19 protein-coding genes and 1 pseudogene are annotated in these 25,240 nt (G+C 44.7%); 9 read left to right on the forward strand and 11 right to left on the reverse strand.

Annotation, left to right across the window (positions count from 1 at the left end; genetic code table 11):
• Positions 1-188: 188 nt before the first annotated feature.
• Positions 189-2,105 carry a methyl-accepting chemotaxis protein gene (locus tag L1D55_RS21825; protein ID WP_239918820.1) on the reverse strand — a complete coding sequence of 639 codons (1,917 nt, stop codon included), beginning with the start codon at positions 2,103-2,105 and terminating at the stop codon, positions 189-191.
• A 463-nt stretch (positions 2,106-2,568) separates the two neighbouring features.
• Here L1D55_RS21825 and L1D55_RS21830 point away from each other — a divergent pair, with 463 nt between their 5' ends.
• Genes L1D55_RS21830 through L1D55_RS21855 form a run of 6 tightly spaced genes read left to right on the forward strand, consistent with a single transcriptional unit; the run spans position 2,569 to position 9,532 of the window.
• The gene (locus L1D55_RS21830) at positions 2,569-3,525 is read left to right on the forward strand and encodes a MoxR family ATPase (protein ID WP_102425566.1); all 957 of its coding nucleotides are present in this window, start codon (positions 2,569-2,571) and stop codon (positions 3,523-3,525) included.
• Between the two features lie 10 nt (positions 3,526-3,535).
• Positions 3,536-4,462: a DUF58 domain-containing protein gene (locus tag L1D55_RS21835; RefSeq protein ID WP_239918821.1), complete on the forward strand. Its 927-nt coding sequence runs from the start codon at positions 3,536-3,538 to the stop codon at positions 4,460-4,462.
• Positions 4,459-4,944, forward strand: coding sequence for a DUF4381 domain-containing protein (locus L1D55_RS21840; protein WP_102425564.1), 486 nt, complete (start codon positions 4,459-4,461; stop codon positions 4,942-4,944). Before L1D55_RS21835 ends, L1D55_RS21840 begins: the two co-directional genes overlap by 4 nt.
• Positions 4,937-5,929 carry a VWA domain-containing protein gene (locus L1D55_RS21845; RefSeq protein WP_105023844.1) on the forward strand — a complete coding sequence of 331 codons (993 nt, stop codon included), beginning with the start codon at positions 4,937-4,939 and terminating at the stop codon, positions 5,927-5,929. Before L1D55_RS21840 ends, L1D55_RS21845 begins: the two co-directional genes overlap by 8 nt.
• A complete protein-coding gene (locus L1D55_RS21850) occupies positions 5,922-7,850 on the forward strand; it encodes a VWA domain-containing protein (RefSeq protein ID WP_239918822.1) in 1,929 nt (642 codons plus the stop codon). Before L1D55_RS21845 ends, L1D55_RS21850 begins: the two co-directional genes overlap by 8 nt.
• A gap of 2 nt (positions 7,851-7,852) precedes the next feature.
• A complete protein-coding gene (locus tag L1D55_RS21855; RefSeq protein WP_239918823.1) occupies positions 7,853-9,532 on the forward strand; it encodes a BatD family protein in 1,680 nt (559 codons plus the stop codon).
• Between the two features lie 69 nt (positions 9,533-9,601).
• Here L1D55_RS21855 and L1D55_RS21860 read toward each other — a convergent pair whose 3' ends face one another.
• The 5 genes from L1D55_RS21860 to L1D55_RS21880 form a co-directional block, all read right to left on the reverse strand.
• Positions 9,602-11,746, reverse strand: a complete 2,145-nt coding sequence (locus L1D55_RS21860) for a GGDEF domain-containing protein (RefSeq protein WP_239918824.1) — start codon at positions 11,744-11,746, stop codon at positions 9,602-9,604.
• A 336-nt stretch (positions 11,747-12,082) separates the two neighbouring features.
• The gene (pstB, locus tag L1D55_RS21865; protein ID WP_004737715.1) at positions 12,083-12,832 is read right to left on the reverse strand and encodes a phosphate ABC transporter ATP-binding protein PstB; all 750 of its coding nucleotides are present in this window, start codon (positions 12,830-12,832) and stop codon (positions 12,083-12,085) included.
• Between the two features lie 93 nt (positions 12,833-12,925).
• Entirely contained in the window at positions 12,926-13,789 is an 864-nt protein-coding gene (gene pstA / locus L1D55_RS21870; protein ID WP_032498030.1) for a phosphate ABC transporter permease PstA, read from the reverse strand.
• 15 nt (positions 13,790-13,804) lie between these two features.
• Positions 13,805-14,734, reverse strand: coding sequence for a phosphate ABC transporter permease subunit PstC (pstC, locus tag L1D55_RS21875; protein ID WP_128165038.1), 930 nt, complete (start codon positions 14,732-14,734; stop codon positions 13,805-13,807).
• Between the two features lie 112 nt (positions 14,735-14,846).
• Positions 14,847-15,668, reverse strand: coding sequence for a phosphate ABC transporter substrate-binding protein (locus tag L1D55_RS21880; protein ID WP_102424660.1), 822 nt, complete (start codon positions 15,666-15,668; stop codon positions 14,847-14,849).
• Positions 15,669-16,136: 468 nt separating this feature from the next.
• Here L1D55_RS21880 and L1D55_RS21885 point away from each other — a divergent pair, with 468 nt between their 5' ends.
• On the forward strand, positions 16,137-17,780 hold the full coding sequence (locus tag L1D55_RS21885) for a methyl-accepting chemotaxis protein (RefSeq protein WP_239918825.1): 1,644 nt from the start codon (positions 16,137-16,139) through the stop codon (positions 17,778-17,780).
• 105 nt (positions 17,781-17,885) lie between these two features.
• Here the strand turns inward: L1D55_RS21885 and L1D55_RS21890 are convergent, their stop codons facing one another.
• The gene (locus tag L1D55_RS21890) at positions 17,886-18,779 is read right to left on the reverse strand and encodes a lipase secretion chaperone (protein WP_239918826.1); all 894 of its coding nucleotides are present in this window, start codon (positions 18,777-18,779) and stop codon (positions 17,886-17,888) included.
• Positions 18,780-18,818: 39 nt separating this feature from the next.
• On the reverse strand, positions 18,819-19,760 hold the full coding sequence (locus tag L1D55_RS21895) for a triacylglycerol lipase (RefSeq protein WP_239918827.1): 942 nt from the start codon (positions 19,758-19,760) through the stop codon (positions 18,819-18,821).
• 410 nt (positions 19,761-20,170) lie between these two features.
• Between L1D55_RS21895 and L1D55_RS21900 the strand changes: the two genes are divergently transcribed.
• Positions 20,171-21,418 (forward strand): SGNH/GDSL hydrolase family protein, encoded by a 1,248-nt coding sequence (locus L1D55_RS21900; RefSeq protein WP_239918830.1) that lies wholly within the window; start codon positions 20,171-20,173, stop codon positions 21,416-21,418.
• A 148-nt stretch (positions 21,419-21,566) separates the two neighbouring features.
• On the opposite strand, the gene L1D55_RS21905 is transcribed toward L1D55_RS21900, so the two are convergent.
• Positions 21,567-22,898, reverse strand: a complete 1,332-nt coding sequence (locus tag L1D55_RS21905; RefSeq protein WP_239918828.1) for a DEAD/DEAH box helicase — start codon at positions 22,896-22,898, stop codon at positions 21,567-21,569.
• A gap of 361 nt (positions 22,899-23,259) precedes the next feature.
• On the opposite strand from L1D55_RS21905, the gene L1D55_RS21910 reads away from it, so the two are divergent.
• A complete protein-coding gene (locus L1D55_RS21910) occupies positions 23,260-23,526 on the forward strand; it encodes an Lpp/OprI family alanine-zipper lipoprotein (RefSeq protein WP_004737730.1) in 267 nt (88 codons plus the stop codon).
• 151 nt (positions 23,527-23,677) lie between these two features.
• Here L1D55_RS21910 and L1D55_RS21915 read toward each other — a convergent pair whose 3' ends face one another.
• Together L1D55_RS21915 and L1D55_RS21920 are read right to left on the reverse strand one after the other, a co-directional pair.
• Positions 23,678-24,673 carry a L,D-transpeptidase family protein gene (locus L1D55_RS21915; RefSeq protein ID WP_239918829.1) on the reverse strand — a complete coding sequence of 332 codons (996 nt, stop codon included), beginning with the start codon at positions 24,671-24,673 and terminating at the stop codon, positions 23,678-23,680.
• 173 nt (positions 24,674-24,846) lie between these two features.
• Positions 24,847-25,240, reverse strand: a pseudogene (locus L1D55_RS21920) (transposase); the annotation flags it as partial.

A 25,240-nucleotide genomic window follows, 5' to 3' on the forward strand; every position in this document is an offset into this window, starting at 1 on the left:
ACCTAATCAGATTTTACTCATTTCCGCCCTATGATGCTAGGTTGATTGAAAGCAAAGCCCGAAACCAGATCAAGCTAAATGCAGTTAGAAGCAAATGAGTCCACCAATAAAAAGAGCCAGATTCACGATGAAATGAATCCGGCTCTTCGTCTATATCACTTTCTAAGCCATATTACAGCTTGAAAGGATTAAAGCTTAAATGAACCAACCATCTTATCTAGGCGAGAAGACAAGTCACGAAGCTCTTGGCTCGCTTCAGCAAGTTGCTCAGCAGTGCCTGTTGTAACTTCGTTAATCGCGTTGATCTCTTCGATGTTCTGGTTAATGGTGTGAACCACCGTTGATTGCTCTTCAGTTGCTGTCGCGACTTGTGTGTTACGGTCAGAGATATCAACGATACGGTCAGAAATACCACCCAATACATCAACCGCTTCATCTGATGCTGATACACCTTCAAGCGTAATCACTTTACCCGCACTCATTGCCGTTACCGCATCTTTGGCATCGCTTTGCAGTTGGTTGATCATCTTCTGAATCTCTTCCGTTGAATCCGCAGTACGACTTGCTAGATTGCGAACTTCATCCGCTACAACCGCAAAACCACGACCTTGCTCACCGGCACGCGCAGCTTCAATCGCAGCGTTCAATGCAAGTAAGTTGGTTTGCTCTGAAATATCACGGATAACACCCAGAATAGAACCAATGTCTTGAGTGGTTGAAGCCAGTTGCTCTACTACCTGCCCGGTGCTTTCGATGTCTTGAGCCAAACGGCTGATCGCATCTTTTGCTTTGTTCACCACAGAACGGCCTACTTCAGTATTGCCTGACGCCTGTGTTGCCGTTTCAGCAGCGGTTGCCGCGTTCGATGCAATCTCGCTGATGGTCATACCCATCTGGTTGATTGCAGCCACCACTTGAAGGGTCTGGTCACGTTGCTCTTGGCTGTTGTCATGGGTGATGTGTGCTTTGTTAGAAACACTCTCTGCCGCCACTTGAAGCGCTTGGCTTGTCGAGCATACTTCTTTCATCGACTCGTGAATCTTCTCAATGAAGCCGTTGAAGCCTTTTGAAAGCTGAGCGATTTCATCATTGCCTTTCACTTCGATACGCTGTGCAAGGTCACCGTCACCTTCACCAAGGTCACTGAAACGCTTAGCCAGTAGCTTAATTGGCTGAGTAATGCTGTTTGCTAACACTACGCCCATCAAGATAAATGCTAATGCCACAACCGCAGTCATGATCAGCATCTTTTGTGCTGTCTCATCGAGCTCAGCAAACACTTCACCCGTTGGTACCACGCCGATAACAAACCAGTCCATTGAAGACACATACAAACTTGCGACAAACAGTTCTTGGCCTTGGCTTTCCGTTGTGATCAGGTTAAAGCCTGATTTATTCAGAAGTTGGCTCGCTTGAGGACCGTAAAGTTGTTGAAGAGAAGAATCACTGCGAGAACGCTCACGGTGAATCTGCACATCACCTTGGCTATCAGTTAAGAATACAAAACCAGTATTCTCAATTTTGAAGCCATTAAGCAGGCTCACCATGTCGTCCATCGATTTTGATAGACCGGACATCGCCAAACCAGAAGGCTGTTGGTAGTTAGCGAACATCTTCACTTCATCATTGGCTTCTTGGAACATGCTTACCATGGTTGGCTGCCCAGATTGAGTAAAGCCAAAGAACCAACCATCTTGTTGTTGGTTGAGCTGGCGTAGGAAGCCATTTTGGTTCCAGTAATACGCCGTTTGACGGTTCGCTACTGAAGCATCATTTAAATTGTATTGGTTACGCACATTATTCAGTTGTTTAACCAACTTACTCTCTAACGCTGGATCACGATCTGTCGACTCGATTGCATCAGAAATAAATTCATTTGAAGCAATTTGCTCAGCGGCCAACAATAGCTGGGAAACTTCACGGTCAATCTCACCATTGATTAGCTCTAGCATTCCAGGAAGTTCAATATCGACCAGTCGATGACTCAGTACATCTCGTGCTTGTTGCTGCGCCATCGCGCCCACAATAACCGTAGAGGCAAGAACCGCAAAAGTAATACCCAGTACTACCTTTTGCTTAATACTCAGAGAGTTAGCTTTAAACATATTTGGACCTTTAAAAAGAATCGCTCTTAATTTGTATCCCCAAAACAGGGCTTTTTCGTGCACTCTTAGGCTGGAATGCACAGTCTGAGTTATGTATCGGCAGGGATTGATAAAACTAGAGACTTTTCTCACAAAAAAACGCAAACGCAATGCAACAAGACAAATCATTCAACATACACATCAAATGAAACAGAAAAAACCTAGCCAATATTTTTATTAATCATAAAATTCAACACGTTAAATTAAGACTTGTTGAACAAAAATATGAGAATCACCACGGCTTTATTATATAAATATCGGCCAATGTGATAAAAATCGCCCGATAAACGGGTTGCTCGCTAAACGCTTGTAATTCATTCCAAATTTGAAAAGATAAATTACGTGGATGTACCGGAACTTTTTGCTTTCAAGAAGTGACCAATACTCACAATAAAAAATCAAATGGCTACCCAGAGAGTCCAAAATGCACAAAACGAATTTCGAAGTCCTTCAAAACTATTTAGAGTCTCAAATCATTGGTCAGCAAGAGCTCGTCAAACAACTGATGATCGCACTACTTGCTGATGGTCATATTCTGGTTGAAGGTCCTCCGGGGTTAGCGAAGACCCGTGCAGTCAAATCACTGGCTGATTGTGTTGAAGGGGATTTCCACCGCATTCAATTTACCCCAGACTTACTGCCTGCCGACTTAACGGGCACCGATATCTTCCGACCAGAGACAGGGGAATTTACGTTTCAATCTGGGCCGATCTTTAACTCACTTATCCTAGCGGATGAGATCAACCGTGCTCCTGCAAAAGTGCAAGCAGCGATGCTAGAAGCAATGGCGGAGAAGCAAGTTACTGCAGGCCGAAAAACCTACGCCCTACCTGACCTGTTTTTGGTGATGGCGACACAAAACCCGATTGAGCAAGAAGGTACATACCCACTGCCAGAAGCTCAATTGGACCGCTTCCTGCTGCACCTTGAAGTTGAATACCCAGACATGGAAAGTGAGCTTGAGATCCTGCGACTCAACCGCGGTGAAGCTCAAGGTAACGAATCGGTACAGCCACAAGAGATCTCTCAGCAGACTATCTTTGAAGCGCGCCAAGAAGTACTCAATATCCACATGGCAGACACCATTGAGCAGTACATCATCAGACTGGTAATGGCGACTCGACAACCTAAGCAGTACAGCGACCAACTTGATCAGTGGTTAGATATGGGCGTGAGTCCGCGTGCGACTATCGCTCTAGACCGCTGCGCCCGTGCACATGCTTGGCTTGCAGGCCGCGACTATGTCACACCCCAAGATGTTCAAACGATGGCATTTCCTGTCTTGCGTCACCGCCTACTTCGTAGCTACCACGCACAAGCTGAAGGTGTCACAGCAAACCAAGTGATTGCACACCTAATTTCGTTGGTTGGTAGCGCATAGGGACACGCGCATGAATAATTTATTACCTAACCACAGTGACGGTGTGAAGCTGAACCTGGACGAACTGCTGCAGTACAAAGCGCAGTCTGTTCGATGGTTGCCTCCAGCGAAAAGCCTCTGGTCACAGCTTAATGGTCAACACGAAAGTAACCGCAAAGGTCGTGGGATGAATTTCTCAGAAGTTCGCCAGTACCAAGCGGGTGATGACATACGCAGCATTGACTGGCGAGTAACCGCAAGGACAGGCAAAGCGCACACTAAGTTGTTCTCTGAAGAGAGAGAACAACCTGTCATCTTGTACTTGGATTTATCAAGCAGCATGATTTTCGGCTCAACCTTATTGCTGAAATCGGTTCAACTTGCGCACTTTGCTAGTCTGTTGTGCTGGCTAACCGTCGCTCAAAAAGACCGAATTGGCGCAGTCATCGATACCGGAAAAGAAATCATAGAAATCAAACCGAGTGGCAGTAACCATGCTCCTTTGCGTATTTTGCAAAAAGTCATAGAAATCAATAATGCAGCGCTAACTAACCACGATAATCGTTGCGATACTACCTTAGAGCATGGATTGAAGTCTCTTCATCTACTTTGCCCAAAAGGAAGCGATATTATCCTCCTCAGTGACTTTGTACGTTACCAAGAAAGTGATTACTCACTTATCAGCCAAATACGCCGACACAACAGAGTACGTCTGGTACATTTTTTCGACCCGCTTGAGCAAGGTCAAACGGCCTATAAAGGCTCGAAACAAGTCACCGATGGCAGTAAAACGCAGTGGTTTAACTTCTCCTCCACTAAAGAGAAGCAAAAACTCAACCACGCGTTCTCATTAAAAAAACAGCAGCTACAACAGCTGAGCTTATCTCTCGCGATACCCTATAGCTCGTTATCGAGTGCACAGCCATTGATGAGCCAGATATCAGGAGCTCAGTCATGAAGCAGCCCTTAGATTTAAGCCCTGTGATTACACCAGATGCGCCAACATGGTGGCCTCTGGCGTGGGGTTGGTGGGCAGTGATTGTCACATCCATCATCTTGATTGCCCTTGTAGTTTTCATTGTAAGACGCAGAAACAACAATCAACAGGCGAAGCAAGAAGCGCTGTCTTACTTCACTAATAGTCAGTCTTCAGATCGTTTGTCTCCGAGTGAAGCACAACGCATCCTTCGTCAGGCTGCATTGAGCTACTTCCCACGAGAAAAAGTAGCAGGCCTAGCTGGTGATGATTGGTTGAAGTTCTTAGACGCGCAATTGAAAAAACCGTTGTTTGTAGAGAAACAAGCTCATTGGCAACAGTCACTCTATCAAGATCCAACTTCAATGAACGAAGAACAACATAAAGTCCAACAACAATTGGTGACTGACTGCGAAACTTGGATTCGCAAAGCCCTTCCTCCAAAGCGAGGTCGTTATGAGTAATCTCCTAAGCACTAACTTACTAAACATTGAATTCGTTTGGTGGTGGATGTTTTTCCTCGCACCATTGCCGTTTCTCGTTTACTTGTTCTCACCTAAAGCAGAATCAAGCGGTGCTCTCAAGCTTCCATTTCTGCCAGAAGACAGTAATACCAAAACACCGAGTACTCGCTTACCAAAAGCGTTGTCAGTGCTTATTTGGCTACTGCTAGTAACGGCGAGCGCTCGCCCGGTCTGGTATGGCGAACCCGTTGAGTTTCAACCGAAGCACCGTGATTTGATGTTGGTTGTCGACCTCTCCTACTCCATGAGCCAAGAGGACATGCAATTCAATGGCGAGTACATCGACCGCTTATCGGCAGTGAAACATGTGTTGAGTGACTTCATTGAACGCCGCAAAGGCGACCGAGTTGGTTTGGTGCTCTTTGCCGATCATGCCTACCTACAAACACCTTTGACTTTGGATAGAGACACGCTGTCACAGCAGCTCAATCAAGCAGTCCTAAGACTGATCGGTAATCAAACCGCGATTGGTGACGGCATTGGATTGGCGACCAAAACCTTTGTAGATAGTGATGCGCCTCAACGTGTGATGGTACTACTCAGCGACGGCAGTAATACCGCCGGGGTGTTAGACCCACTAGAGGCCGCAGATATTGCCAAGAAGTACAACGCAACCATCTACACCGTCGGTGTTGGCGCAGGCGAAATGATGGTTAAAGAGTTCTTCATGACTCGTAAAGTAAACACCGCTCAAGATTTAGATGAACGCACGCTAATGGAAATTGCCAAACGCACTGGCGGTCAATACTTCCGAGCGCGTGACAGCAAAGAGCTGGCAACGATTTACGACACTATCAACCAACTAGAACCCGTGACAAATGCGACCAAAATATGGCGACCACAACAAGAGTGGTTTGTATGGCCTTTGTCGGCTGCCATGTTCTTCGCATTTATGCTGTTAGCCATTAGGAGAAACAATGTCTAACTTTACTTTTATCTACCCATATTGGTTGTTAGCACTTGCTGCCCTGCCCGCTATTTGGTGGCTTAGCAAGAGACAATCAAAGCAAGGGTTACTGGCGTCTCATATCGCGCGATATTTGGCTCCAGAATCAAGCAAGCCCTCTAAAAACCGCAGCACTTACTTTGGTATTTGGTGGTTGGTCGGCGTTATTGCGCTAGCCGGACCAAGCTTTCAAAACAACGAACAGCCTAGCTTTGAAAAAACGCAGGCACGAGTTGTGATGATGGATATGTCGATGTCACTCTACGCTACTGACATAAAGCCAAACCGTTTAACGCAAGTGCGATATAAAGCGCTCGATCTGCTCTCATTGTGGAAAGAGGGACTAACCGGAATGGTTGCTTACGCTGGCGATGCTTATACCATTAGCCCGTTAACGTCAGACATCAATACTATTAAGAGCCAAGTACCGAACTTATCTCCGGATATCATGCCTTACCAAGGCAGTAACGCCCCCGCAGCGGTTAAGCTTGCCATTGAGATGATGACTCGCACGAAGATCTACCAAGGTGATTTGGTACTCATTGCCGATGACATCGATGACCAAGAAAAGAAAGAGATCGACTCGCTACTATCTGGTGGCGATTGGACACTATCTATCTTAGCTGTGGGCAGTGAAAGTGGCGCACCAATCTCATTACCAAGTGGCTCGATGATGCAAACCGACTCAGGACAGACGGTAGTTGCAAGAACCAACTTAAAGAACATGCGCGATCTGACATGCAGCTATGGTGGCACCTTTACTGAGGTTCAATTTGATAATTCAGATGTTGAACACCTAGCGAGCTATCTCGACCGCATTGCAACAACGACAGAAGTAACCAAAACCAATAACTCACTCAACACCAGAGTCAACAATGGCTTTTGGCTACTGCCATTCCTATTGCTACCTGCACTTGGGCTTTTCCGAAAAGGTGTTATTTGGTGCGGACTAGCTGTGGTTCTATCATTTAGCCAACCGAATACTGCGCTTGCAAGCCCATGGAAAACCGACGACCAAGTAGGTTATCAGCTTTATCAAAATGAAGATTTCCAGCAAGCTGCAGAACAATTCAAACAGCAAGAGTGGAAAGGCATCTCACAATACAAAGCGGGTGACTTCGAAGCGGCTGAGCAAACACTACAAGGTTTGACTGACGAAAGTGCTCGTTACAACCTTGCGAATGCTCAAGCACAGCAAGGCAAGTACGATCAAGCGATCGAAGAGTATCAGCGTATTCTCGAAAACAACCCTGCTCATGAGTATGCGAAGAAGAACCTAGAAGTCGTCAAACAAGCCCAGAAGCAACAGCAACAGCAACAGCAACAGCAACAGCAACAGCAAGATGATTCTGAATCCAAAGACCAAAACCAAGACCAAGACCAACAGAATCAGCAAGGTCAGCAAGGTCAGCAAGGTCAGCAAGGTCAGCAAGGTCAGCAAGGTCAGCAAGGTCAGCAAGGTCAGCAAAATGATTCTTCACAAGGCTCGCAGGATCAACAGCAAAACTCTGCAGACGCTGAAAATTCGCAGAGCAAAGCTGATAGCCAATCTAAAAACGCAAACCAAGAGCAAGCCAAAGACCAATCGAGTGCAAACGCAGGCGACCAAGAGGGCGAGCAATCTAAGCAGCCAACTACAGCAAACCAGTCTGAGGAAAAAGAGCAGGATAAGTCGCAACCTCAAAGTGCAAGTGCACAGCAAGCTTCAAACGAGAAAGGTGATAAAGATGGTCAACAAGCTTTAGCACAAGCCTCAGAGAAGCCGCTATCAAGTGACCTGGATATGCGAAAGCTTGAGCAGGTAGAGAGCGTCCGAGATCCAAGCCAGCTGCTTAAAGCGCAAATGATTTTACAAGCACAACAAAAAAGTGCCCCTAACAACCAGAACAAAAAGTGGTAACCATGCGATTTCTAAATAAGCCATTTTTATCCATAGCCCTAACACTGCTGTTGGGCGCTTTCTCGTCATTTTCAGCATTGGCGGCTAATGCCGTAGCGAGTGTTTCACAGAACAGTGTCACCAAAGATGAAGTATTCCTACTTAGAGTCACCACTGACGAGAAGGTCTCTTCTGATGCTCTGGATCTCACCGCGCTTCAGCAAGACTTCTATGTCGGTACACCAAGCTTTGGTTCATCAATGCGAATCATTAATGGTAGCCGTTCGGTGTCAAGCGAGTGGAACATCACCCTTGCTCCACTGCGCTTAGGTCAAATACAGATCCCAAGCTTTGATATTGAAGGGGCTAAAACCAAGCCTATCACCATCAATGTGGCCGTTAATAAAGCGGCACCCACTCAACATGATATGGCTGAGTTTCAACTTAATCTAAGTAAGAGCTCACTATACCCACAAGAGACTGCAGAGCTTGATGTAAAGCTGATCATTAAAGCCGATCCAAGAAGGCTGCAAGATCCGAAAATCGCGCCACCAAGCTCTTCAAGTTTAGACGTAGAACCTATTGGGGAATCGAAGCAGTTTCAAGACGTTCTCAATGGAAAGGAGGTGACAGTAGTTCAACAGTCATTCCGAATCTCGTCACAAAAAGCAGGTCAATTTAAGCTGAACGGGCCGAAGCTAACAGGAGCAGTCGTCTACTCAACCAACAACTCCAGTGCAACTCGACTATTCCAACTCGACACCCCCGTTGAAACCTTAGATGTCACCGTAAAAGATGTGCCAAAAGGCTACAAGGGTGAGTGGTTACCAACATCAAACTTCAAATTGATTCAGCAATGGTCGGATAGCCAAGGTAACGAATTAACCAGTACCAATGGATTAGAAGGCGACAAGCAAGCCATCGAAATGGAAGCGGGGGATTCTTTAACTCGTACTATTACCATGACGGCGAGTAACTTAACGCAGCACCAGCTACCAAAACTGAATATCACCTACCCTAAATCGGTTCGTGTTTATGAAGAAAAGCCGCAATTTGGTACCACAAAGTCCGGTGATGCAGTTGTAGTGTATAAACAGGTTCTAATCCCAAAAGAAGCAGGAAACATCTCGCTTCCTGACGTTTCCCAAGCTTGGTTCAATACTGATGCTCAATCAGAACAAACCAGTAAAGTTCTGGGCTTAGAGCTAGCAGTAACAGCAAGTGATCGTGTTGTATCAAGCGCACCTCCAGTTGCTAGCACGCCGCTCCAACAAACAGCGCCAACGGTGATTAATGTCGATAACCCTGGTTTCTGGCCTTATCTCACCGCCCTATTCGCTGCTTTGTGGTTAATCAGCTCAGCAATGGCTTTCTACTTCTGGTCACGCCGTGGAAAAATCACACAATCGAAGCGCGCAGAACAAAGAACTTCCAATACCGAAGAGGCGCTAGTCACCGCTCTAAAGGCGCACGATGGTGTGATGACCAGAACCTTGTTTGAGCGATGGAAAGCTGAAAATACAGACCTAAGTGATGAGACGTTAGAAACCGTTGAAACCGACCTTACTAAGCTAAACCAAAGCCTTTACGGTGAAGCCGGTCCATCATCCCAAACATGGAGTCCTGAGCTGGCAATCAAAACGGTGAAGAAGCCCAAGAGAGTCACGAGTAAAAAGCATAATAGCTCGCTAGAAAAACTTTAGTCGACACAGCTCATCAAGAACAGTAAAACACAAAGGCCGTTGATCATATGGAGATCAACGGCCTTTATTTTAAGAAAGAGAGGCTGCGACTTTTTTACGTTTTAATGCAGAAACAATTCGATTTCGCCCTGAGTCTTTGGCTTGATATAAGGCTTTATCTGCTTTGCCATATAGCAGATCAAAATCGAACTGGTGCTGGTCAGAAGTTATCGAGGCATAACCAACTGATGCGGTTAAATACGGGCTGGTACTACTTTCACAATGCAGGATTTTTGCCTCTTCAATGCATTTTCTAATCGACTCTGCGCGTTGCTTTGTCTCAGAGTGATTCGTGCCAATTATCAACAACATAAACTCCTCTCCGCCAATACGACAGAAGGTTTCTTTGTCATTGTGAACATGAGCATTCAGTATCTCGCCGACCGTCCTCAACGCTGCATCCCCTTCAGTATGACCATAGACACTGTTGTACAAACCAAAGTGATCAAGGTCGACGAGAATCAACCCAAATGTGATTTCATGCTGTGAGGCAAACGCACCTTGATCGTTGCAATTCAAATCGTCTAGAACCTGCGACAACATACGGCGGTTTCCAAGGCGCGTAAGAGGATCTAGCTTAGAGATGATGTCTAATTGCTCATTCGCCAACTCTAGCTCTTGAGTGCGCTTACTAACTTCTTGCTCCAATGTTTCATTAAGCTTTTTCAGCTCTTCTTGAGCCATGGTTCTTTGCAGCACTTCAGCAAGGCTTGAAGCAAAGATACGAATTACCTCACGAAGCTGTGAGGTTAGCGGGCTACGAGTTAGCAAGTTATCGGCAGCGATAAACGCAATAGGCTCACCCGTATTTGTGGTGAGCATAGTCATGGCGGTCCAGCCAACGCCGACAATATTGAAATCGTGATAAATAGGAACCGACTCTTCGAACGCAACTTGATTCGGGCAAGCACGTGCTGCCGCGACAATGTCACGTTCCACCAGCTCAGAGCGATAATAAGACTCATCGACAATATCGCCTTTAATATCGGTGCCCCACGTACCTTGCATGTAACTGCACTTTTTGTCCGTCAGGAAAACTGCCAGTCGATCGATACCTAGATGTTGAATCGCAAAACTCACAGCTGACTTACAGACTTCACTGACGCTATCGCATCGAGATAACTCAACCATACTCGAATGCAACATACGTATGTTCTGCTCTTGGCGCTTGCGAATGTAGATCTGAGAAAGCAAAGAGCCAAAAGACTCAAGCATCTGCTTTTGATAGTTAGTAATCGGTGAGCGGTGAATGTAGTTATCCATGGCGATCCAACCGACAGGTTTGTCGCCTTCACGCAAGATGAGCATGCCATTCCAGCCCTGCCCGACTACCTTACCTTCTGTATACAGAGGTGCATTATCGATGATGACTAGGTTAGTATGATTATCAGACAGCGCTTCTATGTATTCCGCTTCAAGTTGATGCAAATCGTATTGAGTGTGGTGTTCACTGTTGGTTTTACCCGCTTCGTCGGTGCCATAAGTGCCGCTGAAACAACGCTTTTTCATATCAAGTAACATGAAGATCGCTCGATCAAACCCTAGCCTAACTCGAACAGCCTCAACAGAGGCTTTATACAAAGCATCGAGAGATTCGGGATTGGAAAGCTCAAGCGCGACCTGATGGACCAACTTCATGTTCTCAACAAATAACTCACGTAGCTTTATCTCATCTAAGTATTGAGCTTCACGAGTGTCTCTGTGTTTGATTTCAAGCGCAGCGTTCTTTTCTGCTCGAATGCACTGCCAGCGGGCTGCGGCTAACTGAAGTACGTCAAGGTCTTGATCAAAAGTCTGGTTGATCTGCTCTGTACAGCAATTTTGAACAATTAAATAAGTTCTGGAGGCAGGCGCATTGTCGAGCATCATGATGAATGACTCACCGCCAAGTACCTTCATATGTTCCCACTTACAGGTGTTGATAGCCATTGGCAAAACCCCGTCCGCGGTATCGAACTGAGCAACCCAAGGCCAGAATGTAGCTGGATAGTTCGCTAATGAGGTGAGTTCACCATAGGAGAATAGCGGTAATGCGTCGCTCTCTGGCGTTGGCTCAGCAAATATTCCAATCCCTTTGGGAGCTAGCACCTTAACCAGATAGTCAAAAAGAGACTCAGCCAACAGACGATGGTCGCGTGTCGCAGATATTTGTTTTGCAAAGGCTTTAACAGGCACAGCTTCCTTCCATTGGCGATTAAGAATAAAGCAAAAATACAGAAGCCTTGATATGCAATCAATGTAAGTAAAAATGAGATGTTAAGCGGGTCGCAGTTTCACCTTTAACATTATCACAAGCATGAGAAGGACGACAAAAATGGGATTCTCTGCCCAAAATCACATCGACATTGGGGCTTTTTTAGACACATAAAAAAGCCCCACCTAAAGTGGGGCAAAACTTCCATCGCTTATAGTTATAGTGATAATTCTGTTGTTCTGTTCGATTATCTAACCTGCGTTTCAGTTAGTGTGTAAAGGTATCTAATCGCTTAAATACCACACGTAAATCGTAGATTAACCAAAGTCACCGTTTACGTAACCTTTAGTACGATCATCTTTTGGTTCGCTGAAGATAACACTGGTTTCGTTATGCTCTACAAGCTCTCCCATTAGGAAGAAAGCAGTACGGTCTGAGATACGACGCGCTTGCTGCATTGAGTGCGTTACGATAACGATAGTGAAGTCTTTCTTCAGATCTTCCATCAATTCTTCAATCTTGTGTGTCGCGATTGGGTCTAGAGCCGATGTTGGTTCATCCATCAGGATTACATCTGGTTCCATTGCAATGGTACGTGCGATACATAGACGCTGTTGCTGACCACCAGACAGACCAAATGCATGCGCTTTAAGACGGTCTTTGACTTCATCCCACAGTGCTGCACTACGTAGCGAGCGCTCAACCACTTCATCGATGTGCTTTTTGTCCTTGATACCTTGAGCACGTAGGCCATATGCCACGTTCTCGTAGATGCTCATTGGGAACGGGTTTGGCTTTTGGAATACCATGCCTACACGGATACGTAGGTCAGCCACATCGATATTGCCGTAGATGTCAGTGCCATCCATATCCAGCTTACCTTTGATAGTAACGCCTTCAATTAGGTCATTCATGCGATTCAAACAACGCAATAGTGTTGATTTGCCACAGCCAGACGGGCCAATCAGAGCAGTCACCTGACGAGTTGGAATCGGCAGGTTGATAGATTTAAGCGCTTGGTTGTCGCCGTAAAACAGATCTAGGTTCTCAATATCAAATTTGTTCATGTTCGTAATCTCTAAATTCTTAAATTCGTGCCTAACTTGATGCTTTCTTTATCACGGGGGCTCTCTTTATTGTTGAGCCAGTAGCTAGTGAGCTTAGTAAGTTGCCGTGTTGAAGCGTCTTGCAATCAGTTTTGTAACCATGTTGATCAAGAGAACCAATACGATTAGGACTGTCGCCGTGCCGTAGGCTTGGTTCCACTCATCGATAGTAAATAGCTCTGTTGTCAGCTTATATAAGTGAACCGTTAGTGTACGGCCAGAATCGAATACAGATTCAGGAACACGTGCCACCATACCTGCTGTTAAGAACACAGGCGCTGATTCACCAATTACACGACCAATACTAAGAATGACCGAAGTTAAGATACCTGGCATTGCGCTTGGTAAGATCAAACGCCAGATAGTGTAGATTTTTGAAGCGCCAAGGCCATATGAGCCTTCACGGTAAGTTTGTGGTACTGCCATCAATGCTTCTTCTGTAGTACGAATGATTACAGGAAGAATCAGGATACTTAGCGTTAGTGCACCCGATAGAATCGAGAAGCCAAGGCCAAGAATCGATACAAAAAAGGTCATACCGAATAGACCGAAGATAATCGACGGAATACCCGCTAGAGACTCAGTACAGAATCGAATCGCTTTAACCAGTCGGCTACCAACTTTCGCATATTCAGTTAGGTAGATTGCCGTCATGATGCCCAGTGGTGCTGCAACGGCAATCGATGCAATTACCATGTAGATCGTGGCGATGATCATTGGGAAAATACCACGCTCTTCACCAGTACGAGTGTAATCGTCAGTGATGAAGTTCCAATCTACGTATTGCAGACCGTTCGATAGGATGTACCAAATAATCCAGAATAAGAAGCCAACAGTGACTGCTGCTGCCGCCCAGATAAAACCTTTTAGGATGTTATCTTTAGTTTGACGGGCTTGTTTTAGTTTTACGAGATCCATATTACTCATCCCCGCTTACTTCGATTTTTCACGGTTAAGATAAAGTAGAGCACCATTTAACATCATGATGAACACTAGAAGTACAACACCGGTTGCGTAGAGTGCATTTGCGTGAACGCCACTTGCGTAAGACATCTCAATCGCAATGTTCGCTGTTAGTGTACGAGCCGAGTCCAAAATACCTTCTGGCATTGCTGGAGCGTTACCCATCACCATGATGATTGCCATGGTTTCACCAAGTGCACGACCGATACCGAGAATAACACCTGTCATAATGCCTGAACGAGCAGCAGGAACGAGCAGCTTAAAAATCGTGTAGATTTTAGAAGCACCCAGTGCAAGTGAACCTTCTTTATAAGTGCGTGGTACTGCACGAATCGAAGTTTCAGAAACCGTAATAACGGTAGGAAGAATCATGATACCCAGAACGATGATACCTGCCAGAATGGTGTTACCCGCTGGTACAGAGAAGATGTTCTGAATCATTGGAACGATAATTACTAGACCAAAGAAGCCGTATACAACCGACGGAATACCCGCTAGAAGTTCAACTGCTGGACGAATAATATCTGCCAGACGCTTAGGAGCAATCTCGGCAATAAAAATAGCGGTTAATACACCTACTGGTACACCAACAACTACAGCGCCTAGTGTCGACACAATCGATGCAACAATCATGGTTGCAACACCGAATAGAGCTGGAGGTAACCAGTCAACACCCAAAACGATGCCAGAAACACCGGCCTCTTGGAATGCAGGGATACTCTCTGCAACGATAAAGTAAGCGATAACGGCTAGTGATACGATGCCGATTACAGCACTCGATAAGAACAAGCCGTGGAAGATTCTTTCTCTCCAGTCAATGCGCTTTTTAGTGCGCAGACTCGGCTTATTGATTTGAGTCGCTTCAGTATTCATAAGCTTTTCACTATTTGCGATGGTCATATATAAAATCTCAAACTTTGTGGCTCAAAAAGAGCTCGAAATAACCAAAGTTGAAAGAAAAGGCTCAGCCTAAAGTCAGGCTGAGCAATAATTTAAAGTGAGTCAGTTAAGATTAGTTAACTGTGATGTAGCCTTTCTTGCCAGCGATAGCTTGAGCTTCGTCTGCAACCATCCAGTCTAGGAACTGTTGAGTTTCAGCTGTTGGAGCGCCAGACTTGTAAAGTACTAGGAAAGGACGAGCAACTTTGTAAGAACCGTTCTTAACGTTATCTACAGTCGCTTCAGCGCCGTCGATAGTTAGAGCTTGAACAGATTCGTCAACTGTACCTAGAGAGATAAAGCCGATTGCGTATGGGTTGCTTGCTACAGAAACTTTAAGTGCGCCGTTACCGTTAGCAACTTGTGCACGTTGAGAGATAGCCGATACTTTCTTATCGCCGATCTTCTTCTTAAGCTTCATGATGTCTTCGAATGCACCACGTGTACCAGATGCAGTATCACGAGTGATTGCTACGATTGGCTTGTCTGCACCACCAACATCTTTCCAGTTAGTGATGTCGCCTTTGTAGATTGAAGTGATTTGCTCAGCAGTAAGAGCAGATACTTCGTTATTTGGGTTTACAACAACTGCGATACCGTCACGAGCGATAACTAGCTCTTTCAGGTCAGCAGACTTCTCTTCTTCTTTAAGGTCACGAGAAGAGATACCTAGGTCAGCACTTCCATTTTTTGCTGCTTTGATGCCTGCAGAAGAACCTGGAGCTTGAATTTCGATGAACACTGGTTCGCCTTTATTCATGTAGGTTTCTGCAAAAACTTCAACCAGTGGAGAAGCACTGTTAGAGCCAACTACAGAGATAGTTTCTTTAGCTGAAGCTGTATTCACTGTTAGAGCGCCTAGAAGTGCGATTGCACCGATAACTGTCTTTTTCATCACAAATTTCCTTTAGTGGCGTTATTGCCGTAATGTTGTGTTTGCTTGAACGGTGCCCACTTTAGAATCCGAATGTGACAGTTGTGTTTCACTAAATTGAAGCCTATATGACAACTGCAATTTATTTTCTTGTTTTCTCCTTATTAGATGCCTTCAAAGTAATACATTACCTTGTTCTATAAGCACTAAGTATTTATTCCAACCAAATTAAAACAACCTGCGTAATTAACCATCACTGCTGTTCGTTACGTAGAACATGGCCAGCCCTGCCCTTATTAGCCTTACCTTTACAAAGGTTAAAAGGCTCAATTGAACGATAAATAATCAATATTTATCAAATACCTATCGCATATATCTAAATCGAATCTATTACTGATTGAATTGTCATTCTCAGAAGTTAGAATCACCCACTAATAACAATAATAACAATTGCTTCTGCTCATTTATTTATTCAAAGAGGGACATTACATGCGCCAACTTCTCAGTGGCTTATCTATAAAAATACAAATACTAATACCTGTACTCTTTTCCGTCGTATTGCTTTTGACGGGGGTTATTATCGGTGGTGACAAACTAGAAAATGCCTTTAAAGAGGTATCTATCGCAACAGACCAGTTGATACTGCATAAAGAAGAACTCAGCGAAATCGTCGACAACAGCTACGGTATGCGCATCAAAGCGATCTACAGCTTATTCAATGCAGATGATGTGAAAACCTTGGTTCAAACTCTTAATGAAAAGCGTGACCTGAACACTCGTCTATTGAACTCCCTAAATACTGTGCCGGGAATGCAAGACGAAGTGGCAGCGATGAGTAAGGCGATGAATCACTATGTCGACTTTTCTCGTACAACAATGCTTCCTTTATTGAAGGCAAAACATGGTAATTCAGCTCTGTCTTCTGACTTCGATACACGTTACCAAGTGGCCATTGACCAATACCGTCATGCAGGTAACGAGATGGTACAAGCCATCAATACCCTATCTAAAAAGCTCAACTTACTTGCAACGCAAGAAGTAGACATCAATGGTCAGCAACACACCAATACACTGGATACGGCAACGGTAGCTCTGTTGGTTATCCTTTCAGTCGCACTAGGCATCAGCTGGGTACTCGCAAGCATCATTGTTAAACCTATCAGTAATATTCAAGCAGCCATGCGTGAAGTTGCTAAAGGTAACTTGTTAGTTAAAGCTGAAGAGTACGGCGATAACGAAATCTCTCGCCTAGCAAAAGACGTTAACCAATCGGTAGACCAACTACGTGACACCGTAAGTTCACTTTCTCGAATCAGTATTGAAGTCGCTTCTGCTTCCACAGAGCTAGCAGCGGTAATGACGCAATCAAGCGCGAACTCAGATCAAGAGAAGCAAGAAGTCGAGCAAGTTGCTTCAGCAGTGAATCAATTGGAGAGCACAGCTTCTCACGTTAACGAGAATGCCGTTCAAGCAGATTCGGCGTCTAAGCAAGCTGACGAGATGGCAACGCATAGCATGAGTTTGTTTAACGAAAGCAACAAAGCCAATGAGCAAATGGCCATTCAGCTTAGTGAAGCAGCGAACGTTGTCGGAACACTGAAAGAACACTCTGAACAGATTGGTAAAGTGATTGAAGTGATTCAAAGCATCTCGGAACAGACCAACCTACTTGCGCTTAACGCGGCTATTGAAGCGGCGCGTGCGGGAGAAAGCGGTCGTGGTTTCGCGGTGGTTGCCGATGAAGTTCGAATGCTAGCAGCACGTACTCAAGACTCAACCAAAGAGATCCAAACCATTATCGAAGGTTTGCAAATTCAATCTGGCAACGCTAATGAAAGCATGAGCAACTCTCTGGCTATGCTAGAGCAAAACCAAGCGCTTGCTAGTGAAGTGAGTATCGCCCTTTCTGGTATCGCTAACTCGGTAACGGACATGACGGAAATCAACACTCAAGTAGCCTCTGCAGCCGAAGAGCAAAGCCAAGTAACGTCAGATATCAACCGCAATATCTCAAACATCTACAGCTTGGTAAGCCAGAACGTAACCGGCATTACCCAAGCTGCTGCTGCCAGCCATGAGTTATCCAACCTTGCCGAGCAACAGAAGCAACAGTTGGGCTTCTTTAAGGTTTAAGACTTGTTGTTTGACTTTATAGTCGAAACAACCCACCTCGTAGCAAAAAACCAGTCACTCGTGACTGGTTCTTTATTCATAGTCTCTTTCATTAAACGAACCTCGCTACTCAAGCTCTGCATCCCAAATTCGTTCTATCGCTTCGACTCTTCTGATCTGCTTTGAAGGAAAGTGGGCAACTCTTAGGTCCGCAATTGTCTCTTGTCGTTCGGCCTGTGATAGCCCAGTGTCGTCTAAAATATCTTTTCGTTCCGCTAAGTAAATTTCTAAAGCACCTTCAAAATCCGCTCTTTGTTGGTCCAGTACTTCAAGCCTTTGCGCCGCTTCATCACCCACTAGTTCATTTCGCTTCAAATATTTCTCTTGCTGATCAAGCCCTTCAGAATTGGATAATTGTTGAAGTAACACCTGATTCTTGTGACTTGTTTGAACATAATCGGCTTGCTCAGAGATTAAAGAATCTAACCGTTGTTGGTACTCCAGCTCATTCAACCCTTCTTGCTTCAATCGAAGCTTTTCTAGGGCAATTTCCCTCATTTGGTTATCGTGAGTAAATAAAATACTTATCTCACTCGGGCTAAAAAACTGAGCCTGAAGATCGAGTAAGGCTAGGTTTAAGCGTTGTAGATCATCGACAGAGATCGAGGAGGGATCGAACTGGACGTCCAATGACGTCAATGCCGATTTGTAGTCAAGATATTTGGCAAACAAGGCCTCGTCGACAATAGCACCTTGTGATTGAGCATGATGTTGAGCAACGTTGCTGCGAATATCTTCAAGGGTTAGCTCTGTTTGTCCAGATACAAAGTAGTCCATAGTGTCTTTTGCCGATGCACTATCAATATCGGTATCTTGTTGAGAACTCACTTTCAATGAGGAGATGCTTTGTTGCTTGTTATTACTTGGGTTTAAGCCCTCTTCCACTGGATATAAAAGAAAGACCGCCGCTGCACTCATCAGGGCTATCGTGGTTATCGAAAAAATGGCGGCCTTAGTCATTATATTTTCCTTATGGTGTTAATGAATCATCAGAACAGACTACAAGCCCGCCAACTTCAATCGGTTAGCGTGCTGGCGATACAATGTCACCGGATCAGTCTCAAACAAATGATGAATGCCCAGCAAACCATTGATCTCATCCAGATGGTTCATTTTGTAATCATCGCCAATCACTTTACCTAGGTGAGCACTACAGGCTCCAACAAGCCCATCATTTGGTTCGTTAAACGCTAATCCAAGTACAGTCATCGCCGCATCGGTCGGGTCCAGAAGGTTGGTAAAAGTGGAAGACCCTGTCCATGAGTAGTAATAAACACCGTTGCTGGCTTGCCACTCACCATCACCGCATGCTGAGGTTGGAACCCCTTCAGGGTAAAACTGGTTGAAAGCAAGAGAGCCTTCTGTGGTCAGCGCCTCTAATGATGCCAAGCCATCTTGTTCTAGATCAGAACCACCGGACAGTAGATTGATGAGTGTCGTCAAACCACCAGCCAACTTAACTGCAATCCCTTCTGAAACTGAACCCTCAGGTACCGTTCCACGGACTAAATCAGCCACTTTTGAACCTTTATGAACGCCACCAATACTCGTTACCGATGCGACAAGGTCTGGTCTCACTGAGGCCACATACCGCGCCGTAGGGCCACCATGACTGTGCCCGACAAGGTTGACCTTATTTGCTCCGGTTGCGGCTAGAAGTGTTTCGACTTGAGCCAGTAACTGCTCTCCCCTAACCTCTGAACTATTCGTCGCTGATACCTGTGCAACGTATACGCTCGCGCCATCTTTGGTTAAGGATTCAGGCACTCCGTAGAAGTAATCCACACCCGCTAACGTATCAAACCCAAATAAGCCGTGCACCAACACAATGGGATATTTGGTTTCAGTGTATCCACTTACTTCTAACGCCGATGCGCTCGTTCCTGCATAGACACCCATGCTGGATAGGCAGGCAATTGTCCAAATTAATATCTTTTTCAATGCTCTTTCCTTAAACAAGTTAGACCTCTGATGAGTACAAAAAACGTAGGTGATAATTTTATAAAACCAAAAATAGTGACTCGAGATTTGTGATGTTGAACTTGAAATAAACAATCGGGATTAACATTAAGCAGGTGAAGAATAAACAATAAAATTAACAATAAGATATTGATTAAAATGACATTTATCCAATATGGCGTGTTAATTATTGACTTTTAAGTCCCAAGAACAAGAACCAAAAAGTCGTTGGAAGTTTGATGCTTATGCCAGTTATGAAACACAGGCGTTATGAATAAATTGACGAGAACCATCAATTATCGATATAGGTCGTCCGAGTAATTTGTTTACTCAGTTATCAACAAAAAACAACGTTTATTCGGCTTACCTACACATAAAAAGAGAACATAGTGATGAAATACACGGCTTTGATACTCGCGTTAACCGTACCTTTTGGTGCCTATGCTGCTGAAAATTCAACACCAACACCTGAATCCATTACCTCGACTGAATTACTCAGTACACAAGGTTCGGAAACCTACTCTTACGTCCGATGCTGGTATCGCACCGATGCATCTCATGACTCAGCGGCCACAGATTGGAAATGGGCGAAAAAAGAAAACGGGGATTATTACACGATCAACGGATATTGGTGGTCGTCCGTCTCATTCAAAAATATGTTTTACAGTGATACCCCACAATCTGAAATCAAACAGCGTTGTGAACAGACACTCGATATCCAACACGACGTTGCCGATATCACTTATTTTGCGGCAGACAACCGCTTTTCTTACAACCATTCAATCTGGACCAACGATAACGTAGTTCAAGCCAATACCATTAATCGCATCGTTACTTTTGGTGATAGTCTTTCTGATACTGGTAACTTATTTAATGGTTCTCAATGGATTTTCCCGAACGCGGACTCGTGGTTTCTAGGGCATTTTTCCAATGGCTTAGTCTGGACAGAATATCTAGCAAAAGCCAAAGACGTCCCTTTATATAACTGGGCCGTAGGTGGTGCAGCAGGTACCAATCAATACGTCGCGTTGACTGGTGTATATGACCAAGTCACTTCTTACTTAACTTACATGAAAGTCGCCAAAAACTATCGACCAGAAAACTCACTGTTTACTTTGGAGTTTGGGCTCAATGACTTTATGAATTACGACCGAGAAGTCGCTGATGTTAAAGCCGATTTCAGCAGCGCTCTCATCCGCTTAACAGAATCTGGTGCTAACAATATCTTGTTATTCACACTGCCAGATGCAACTAAGGCCCCTCAATTCAAGTACTCGACCGAACAAGAGATCATTAAGGTTCGTGGCAAGATCATTGAGTTCAATCAGTTCATCAAAGCACAGGCCGAGTATTACCAAAACATGGGGAAAAATGTGGTGCTGTTCGATGCAAGTGCGTTGTTCGCAAGCATCACCGACAACCCACAACAGCATGGCTTTAGAAATGCGAGTGATGCTTGCCTAGATATCAATAGAAGCTCCGCTGCCGACTACTTACGAAGCCATAGCTTAACCAATGACTGTGCGACCTATGGTTCAGATAGCTATGTATTTTGGGGCGTAACACATCCTACTACCGCTACTCACAAGTATATTGCCGACCATATCTTGGCCTATTCGTTCTCTACCTTTAATTTCTAGTGAATTAGCGACTGATCTGTATCTTCAAATACCAAATGAAATACTAAGTATCAGTGGCTTACATAAATTGCAGATACAAAAAAACCGCCTATTTAGGCGGTTTTTATTTATCTGAGTTTTATCAAGAAGCCTTTAGGCTAACGAGTGATTACTCGTCGTCCACTTTTGGTGCTACTTTCTTCTTAGGGATAAACACGCTATCACCCACAGCCACATTTTGGTGGAAACTCTTATCGCGTTTAACTGGTTTCTTCGCTGTCTTCTTAGCTTGAGGTTTACCCGCTTTCTTAGCTGGACCGCTCTTCTTGAAGGCTGGTTTGCGAGGCTTGATGCCTTTGAACTTACCTTTAAGTCCTTCAAGAACTGAGAAGTTAAGATCTTGCTGTAGGTAAAGCTCAACGCGCTTAAAGCTGTCCCAGTCTTTTGGACCAACCAAAGAGATTGCATCACCTTTATTACCAGCTCGGCCTGTACGACCAACACGGTGAACGTACTCTTCGGTATGCTTAGGCATATCAAAGTTGATAACATGGCTCACGTTTGGAATATCAATACCACGTGACGCAACATCTGTTGTTACTAGAATCTTGTAAACCGCACGCTCAAACTGGCTCATGATGGCATTACGTTGCGTTTGGTTTAGGTTACCACTCAGTGCAACCGCTTTTAGTTTCTTCTCGTTAAGCTTGTCGGTTAGACGATCAGTATCAGCACGAGTTGCCGTGAAGATCATAACCTGACGGTACTCAGCCTCTTCCAGAACGCGATCTAAAATCGCCTCTTTATGATCCAAGTGATCGCACAGGTAGAACTTCTGCGTGATATCAAGGTGCTGCTCATTCGAAACACCCACTGAAATGCGCTTAGGTGCGTCTAGCATCTCATTAGCAATATCGTTCACTTCTGCGTGGTCAAGCGTTGCAGAGAACATCAAGGTTTGACGACGGCGGTGCTTAGCAGCATTCGCAATACAGCGCAGTTCAGGTGCAAAGCCTAGGTCAAGCATTCGGTCTGCTTCATCAAGGATCAGGGTTTCAACACCATCTAGGAACAACGAGCGATGCTCTAGGTGATCGGCTAAACGGCCAGGAGTCGCTACGATAAAACGAGGGTATTTACGAAGTGCTTTAACCTGATCATTAAAGTTCTCACCACCTAGGATAAGAGTCGCTTCGTAAGACAGACCACCCAGCATGCTGCGTAGTTCGCCATATACCTGCTTAGCCAACTCACGAGTAGGAGCCAAGATTACACCACGAGGATCACGAGCAGAAAACGCTTTGGTTTTTAATGCTTTGTGAATCATCGGCAAAACAAACGCCAATGTTTTACCTGAACCCGTTTTTGATGAAGCCAATAGATCCTTACCGGCAATAGCAACAGGGATCGCTTTCGATTGGATCTCTGTCGCTTTCTTAAAGTCGTAATGTTTTAAGTTCTTCAGTAAGCGGTTATCTAAGCCTAAATCTTTAAAGTGCAAAGGACTCTCCAGTCATGATGGTATTGAATAAAATTATTTTAACGCGACATGATACCGCGAAAATGCTTTATAAGGATAGAGATCACAGTAAATTTATCCTTACCAACAAAGTTGTTTAGAGCATTGTATGCGTTGACAACAAAGGGCTGCCTCCATTAAACCAAAGACAAAGCTCTTCAAAATAAGCCATCTCATAAGTGAGACAGAACGTGATGCTCAGCTAATTACCTCAAAAATTTAGCAATTTCTTTAGTTATTGTTTTTGCGCTTAAAAAATTAGTCGCTACAATCATTAATGAAGCGACTATATGATAAAGAATGTATAGCGCATCTTTTGATGTTAAATAAGCAAGGAGTTCTTATGAATAAGACGTTAATCGCAGCTGCAGCCTCAGTTTTCATTCTAGCTGGTTGTTCTTCAGAGCCAGAAGAAGCTGCAGTGTCAGAAATGGATCAACTAACTAACCAAGTCGCTCAGCTTACAAGTGAAGTTGAAGCACTTAAGAGTGATAAAGCAGCAGCAGAAATGAAAGCTCAAGAAGCTTCTGAAGCCGCTATGGCAGCAAAAGAAGAAGCGGATCGTGCTAACGACCGTATCGACAACATCGCTGAGTCTTACACTAAGTAGTTTGATATTTAAGCGCGATTAAGCTGTAGATTAAATAAGTCGCAAAAGCAGTAAATTGATAGCACCACCTCTTCACAGATGTGGTGCTTTTGTTTTTTAGGGAGAATTTGTGAATCTAGTAGAGCAGCTGCCTCAGATAAGAAGAAGTGCGTTAAAACTCAATCACCGGTGGAGCGATTTCAACAGGTACACCATTTTGCGCAAAGATAACCGCTTTGGCTTTTGAATTAGGCAAATCTGCATCTTCCAGCCACCACTTCAATTCAACAGGGATTTGTAGTGATTTCTTAGAACCGTCACTTCGAGTTAATGGCTCATGCGCTTCAACAAACACGCTTCGATCTGGTTCTAACGAGACCTTAATCGGCTCATTAATAATCGTCACTTGCTCACCGCGGCTCACCTGCTCAAAAAGCCACTCAATATCTTTAGGTTCCATACGAATACAACCGGAACTAACCCGCAGACCAATCCCAAAGTCTTTGTTGGTGCCATGTATCAGGTAGTCCCCCGCTCCATACGCAAGTCGCAGCGCGTACTCACCTAGAGGGTTTTCTGCTCCTGCAGGAACAACTTTCGGCAACTCAATACCTTTTTCTAGATACTCTTCACGGATTGACTTAGGCGGCGTCCAGGTCGGGTTTGGTCTCTTTTGGCTGATCTTGGTGATCATCTCAGGGGTGTCACGTCCAATCCGGCCAATACCAACGGGGAATACGTGCACCTGATTCTTCTCTGGCTCAAAGTAGTACAACCTAAGCTCAGCCAAGTTAATCACTATCCCTTCTCTTGGGGTATCAGGAAGAATGAGACGACTGGGAATACTTAGCACGTAACCTTCAGGGGGAAGAAAAGGATCAACGCCTTTATTTGCCGCCATTAAAGAGAGAAAACCGATATCGTATTGCTTGGCAATGATGGCTAACGTTTCACCTGCAGCAACTTCATGCTGTTGTATCCGGCCAACAATACGGCTCTCCTTCGGAGGAAGCTCAAAAGTTGCCGCAGAGGCCCACGACGACGCAATCCCAGCAGCAATCAAAGTCCCTTTCACAGCAAAGCTAGTTATTCGCTGTACGAGCAAAGCGATCTTATGTATTTGTGTTTTCATGGAGTACAAAAGCGTCGAGTTAGCGCAATACAACATACAATTCCTTGGTTTGCCGTCTTTATCAAAGTTTAGATTATCGCTGTTCAAACATCTCTACAATGTATTGTTACCTCAATCACCTTATGCAATTGCTCTTTCGTTTGAGTGTTTCCTTTGGCGTTGTTGATCAAATCAGCTAAAGGACGTATCTATCCTACGGAACTTACCTGTTAGTTTCTAATAGGCATACCTAGTCCTAGAACTTTGTTCATTGCTTTGACGTTTGCTAACGCCTCACCAACTTGAGCGTTATAACATCTCAAGCTCAATGTGCCGCTAGTCAGTCCTTTATATCGGGACATTGCCGTCTCAGAGATTGAACGGTCGTGGTAGCCAGAGTCAGTTTTTCATTGAGTTAGCGAATCGTTTTTAAGTGCATCGACCACTTCATTTCGAGGGTGTCCCTCTTCCCAATAACCAGCATTTATTCTGGGAGGTATGAGAGGTTTGCAACCCTTGTTTTGCAATACTTCATGGCACTTTTTTGTGTCGTAAGCACCATCTGCTGATACGGAATGAACTTTCCTACGCAGCGGATTCAATAATGTTGGGAGAGCTTCGCTA

The organism is Vibrio sp. Isolate22 (genome assembly GCF_022398115.1).
Classification (GTDB): domain Bacteria; phylum Pseudomonadota; class Gammaproteobacteria; order Enterobacterales; family Vibrionaceae; genus Vibrio.

Coding starts and splice junctions, on each gene's coding strand:
- L1D55_RS21830 (WP_102425566.1), top strand. CDS start 2,569: ATGCACAAAACGAATTTCGAAGTCCTTCAAAACTATTTAGAGTCTCAA.
- L1D55_RS21855 (WP_239918823.1), top strand. CDS start 7,853: ATGCGATTTCTAAATAAGCCATTTTTATCCATAGCCCTAACACTGCTG.
- L1D55_RS21885 (WP_239918825.1), top strand. CDS start 16,137: ATGCGCCAACTTCTCAGTGGCTTATCTATAAAAATACAAATACTAATA.
- pstC (WP_128165038.1), bottom strand. CDS start 14,734: ATGACCATCGCAAATAGTGAAAAGCTTATGAATACTGAAGCGACTCAA.
- L1D55_RS21835 (WP_239918821.1), top strand. CDS start 3,536: ATGAATAATTTATTACCTAACCACAGTGACGGTGTGAAGCTGAACCTG.
- pstA (WP_032498030.1), bottom strand. CDS start 13,789: ATGGATCTCGTAAAACTAAAACAAGCCCGTCAAACTAAAGATAACATC.
- pstB (WP_004737715.1), bottom strand. CDS start 12,832: ATGAACAAATTTGATATTGAGAACCTAGATCTGTTTTACGGCGACAAC.
- L1D55_RS21890 (WP_239918826.1), bottom strand. CDS start 18,779: ATGACTAAGGCCGCCATTTTTTCGATAACCACGATAGCCCTGATGAGT.
- L1D55_RS21850 (WP_239918822.1), top strand. CDS start 5,922: ATGTCTAACTTTACTTTTATCTACCCATATTGGTTGTTAGCACTTGCT.
- L1D55_RS21915 (WP_239918829.1), bottom strand. CDS start 24,673: ATGTTGTATTGCGCTAACTCGACGCTTTTGTACTCCATGAAAACACAA.
- L1D55_RS21825 (WP_239918820.1), bottom strand. CDS start 2,105: ATGTTTAAAGCTAACTCTCTGAGTATTAAGCAAAAGGTAGTACTGGGT.
- L1D55_RS21910 (WP_004737730.1), top strand. CDS start 23,260: ATGAATAAGACGTTAATCGCAGCTGCAGCCTCAGTTTTCATTCTAGCT.
- L1D55_RS21845 (WP_105023844.1), top strand. CDS start 4,937: ATGAGTAATCTCCTAAGCACTAACTTACTAAACATTGAATTCGTTTGG.
- L1D55_RS21900 (WP_239918830.1), top strand. CDS start 20,171: ATGAAATACACGGCTTTGATACTCGCGTTAACCGTACCTTTTGGTGCC.
- L1D55_RS21840 (WP_102425564.1), top strand. CDS start 4,459: ATGAAGCAGCCCTTAGATTTAAGCCCTGTGATTACACCAGATGCGCCA.
- L1D55_RS21880 (WP_102424660.1), bottom strand. CDS start 15,668: ATGAAAAAGACAGTTATCGGTGCAATCGCACTTCTAGGCGCTCTAACA.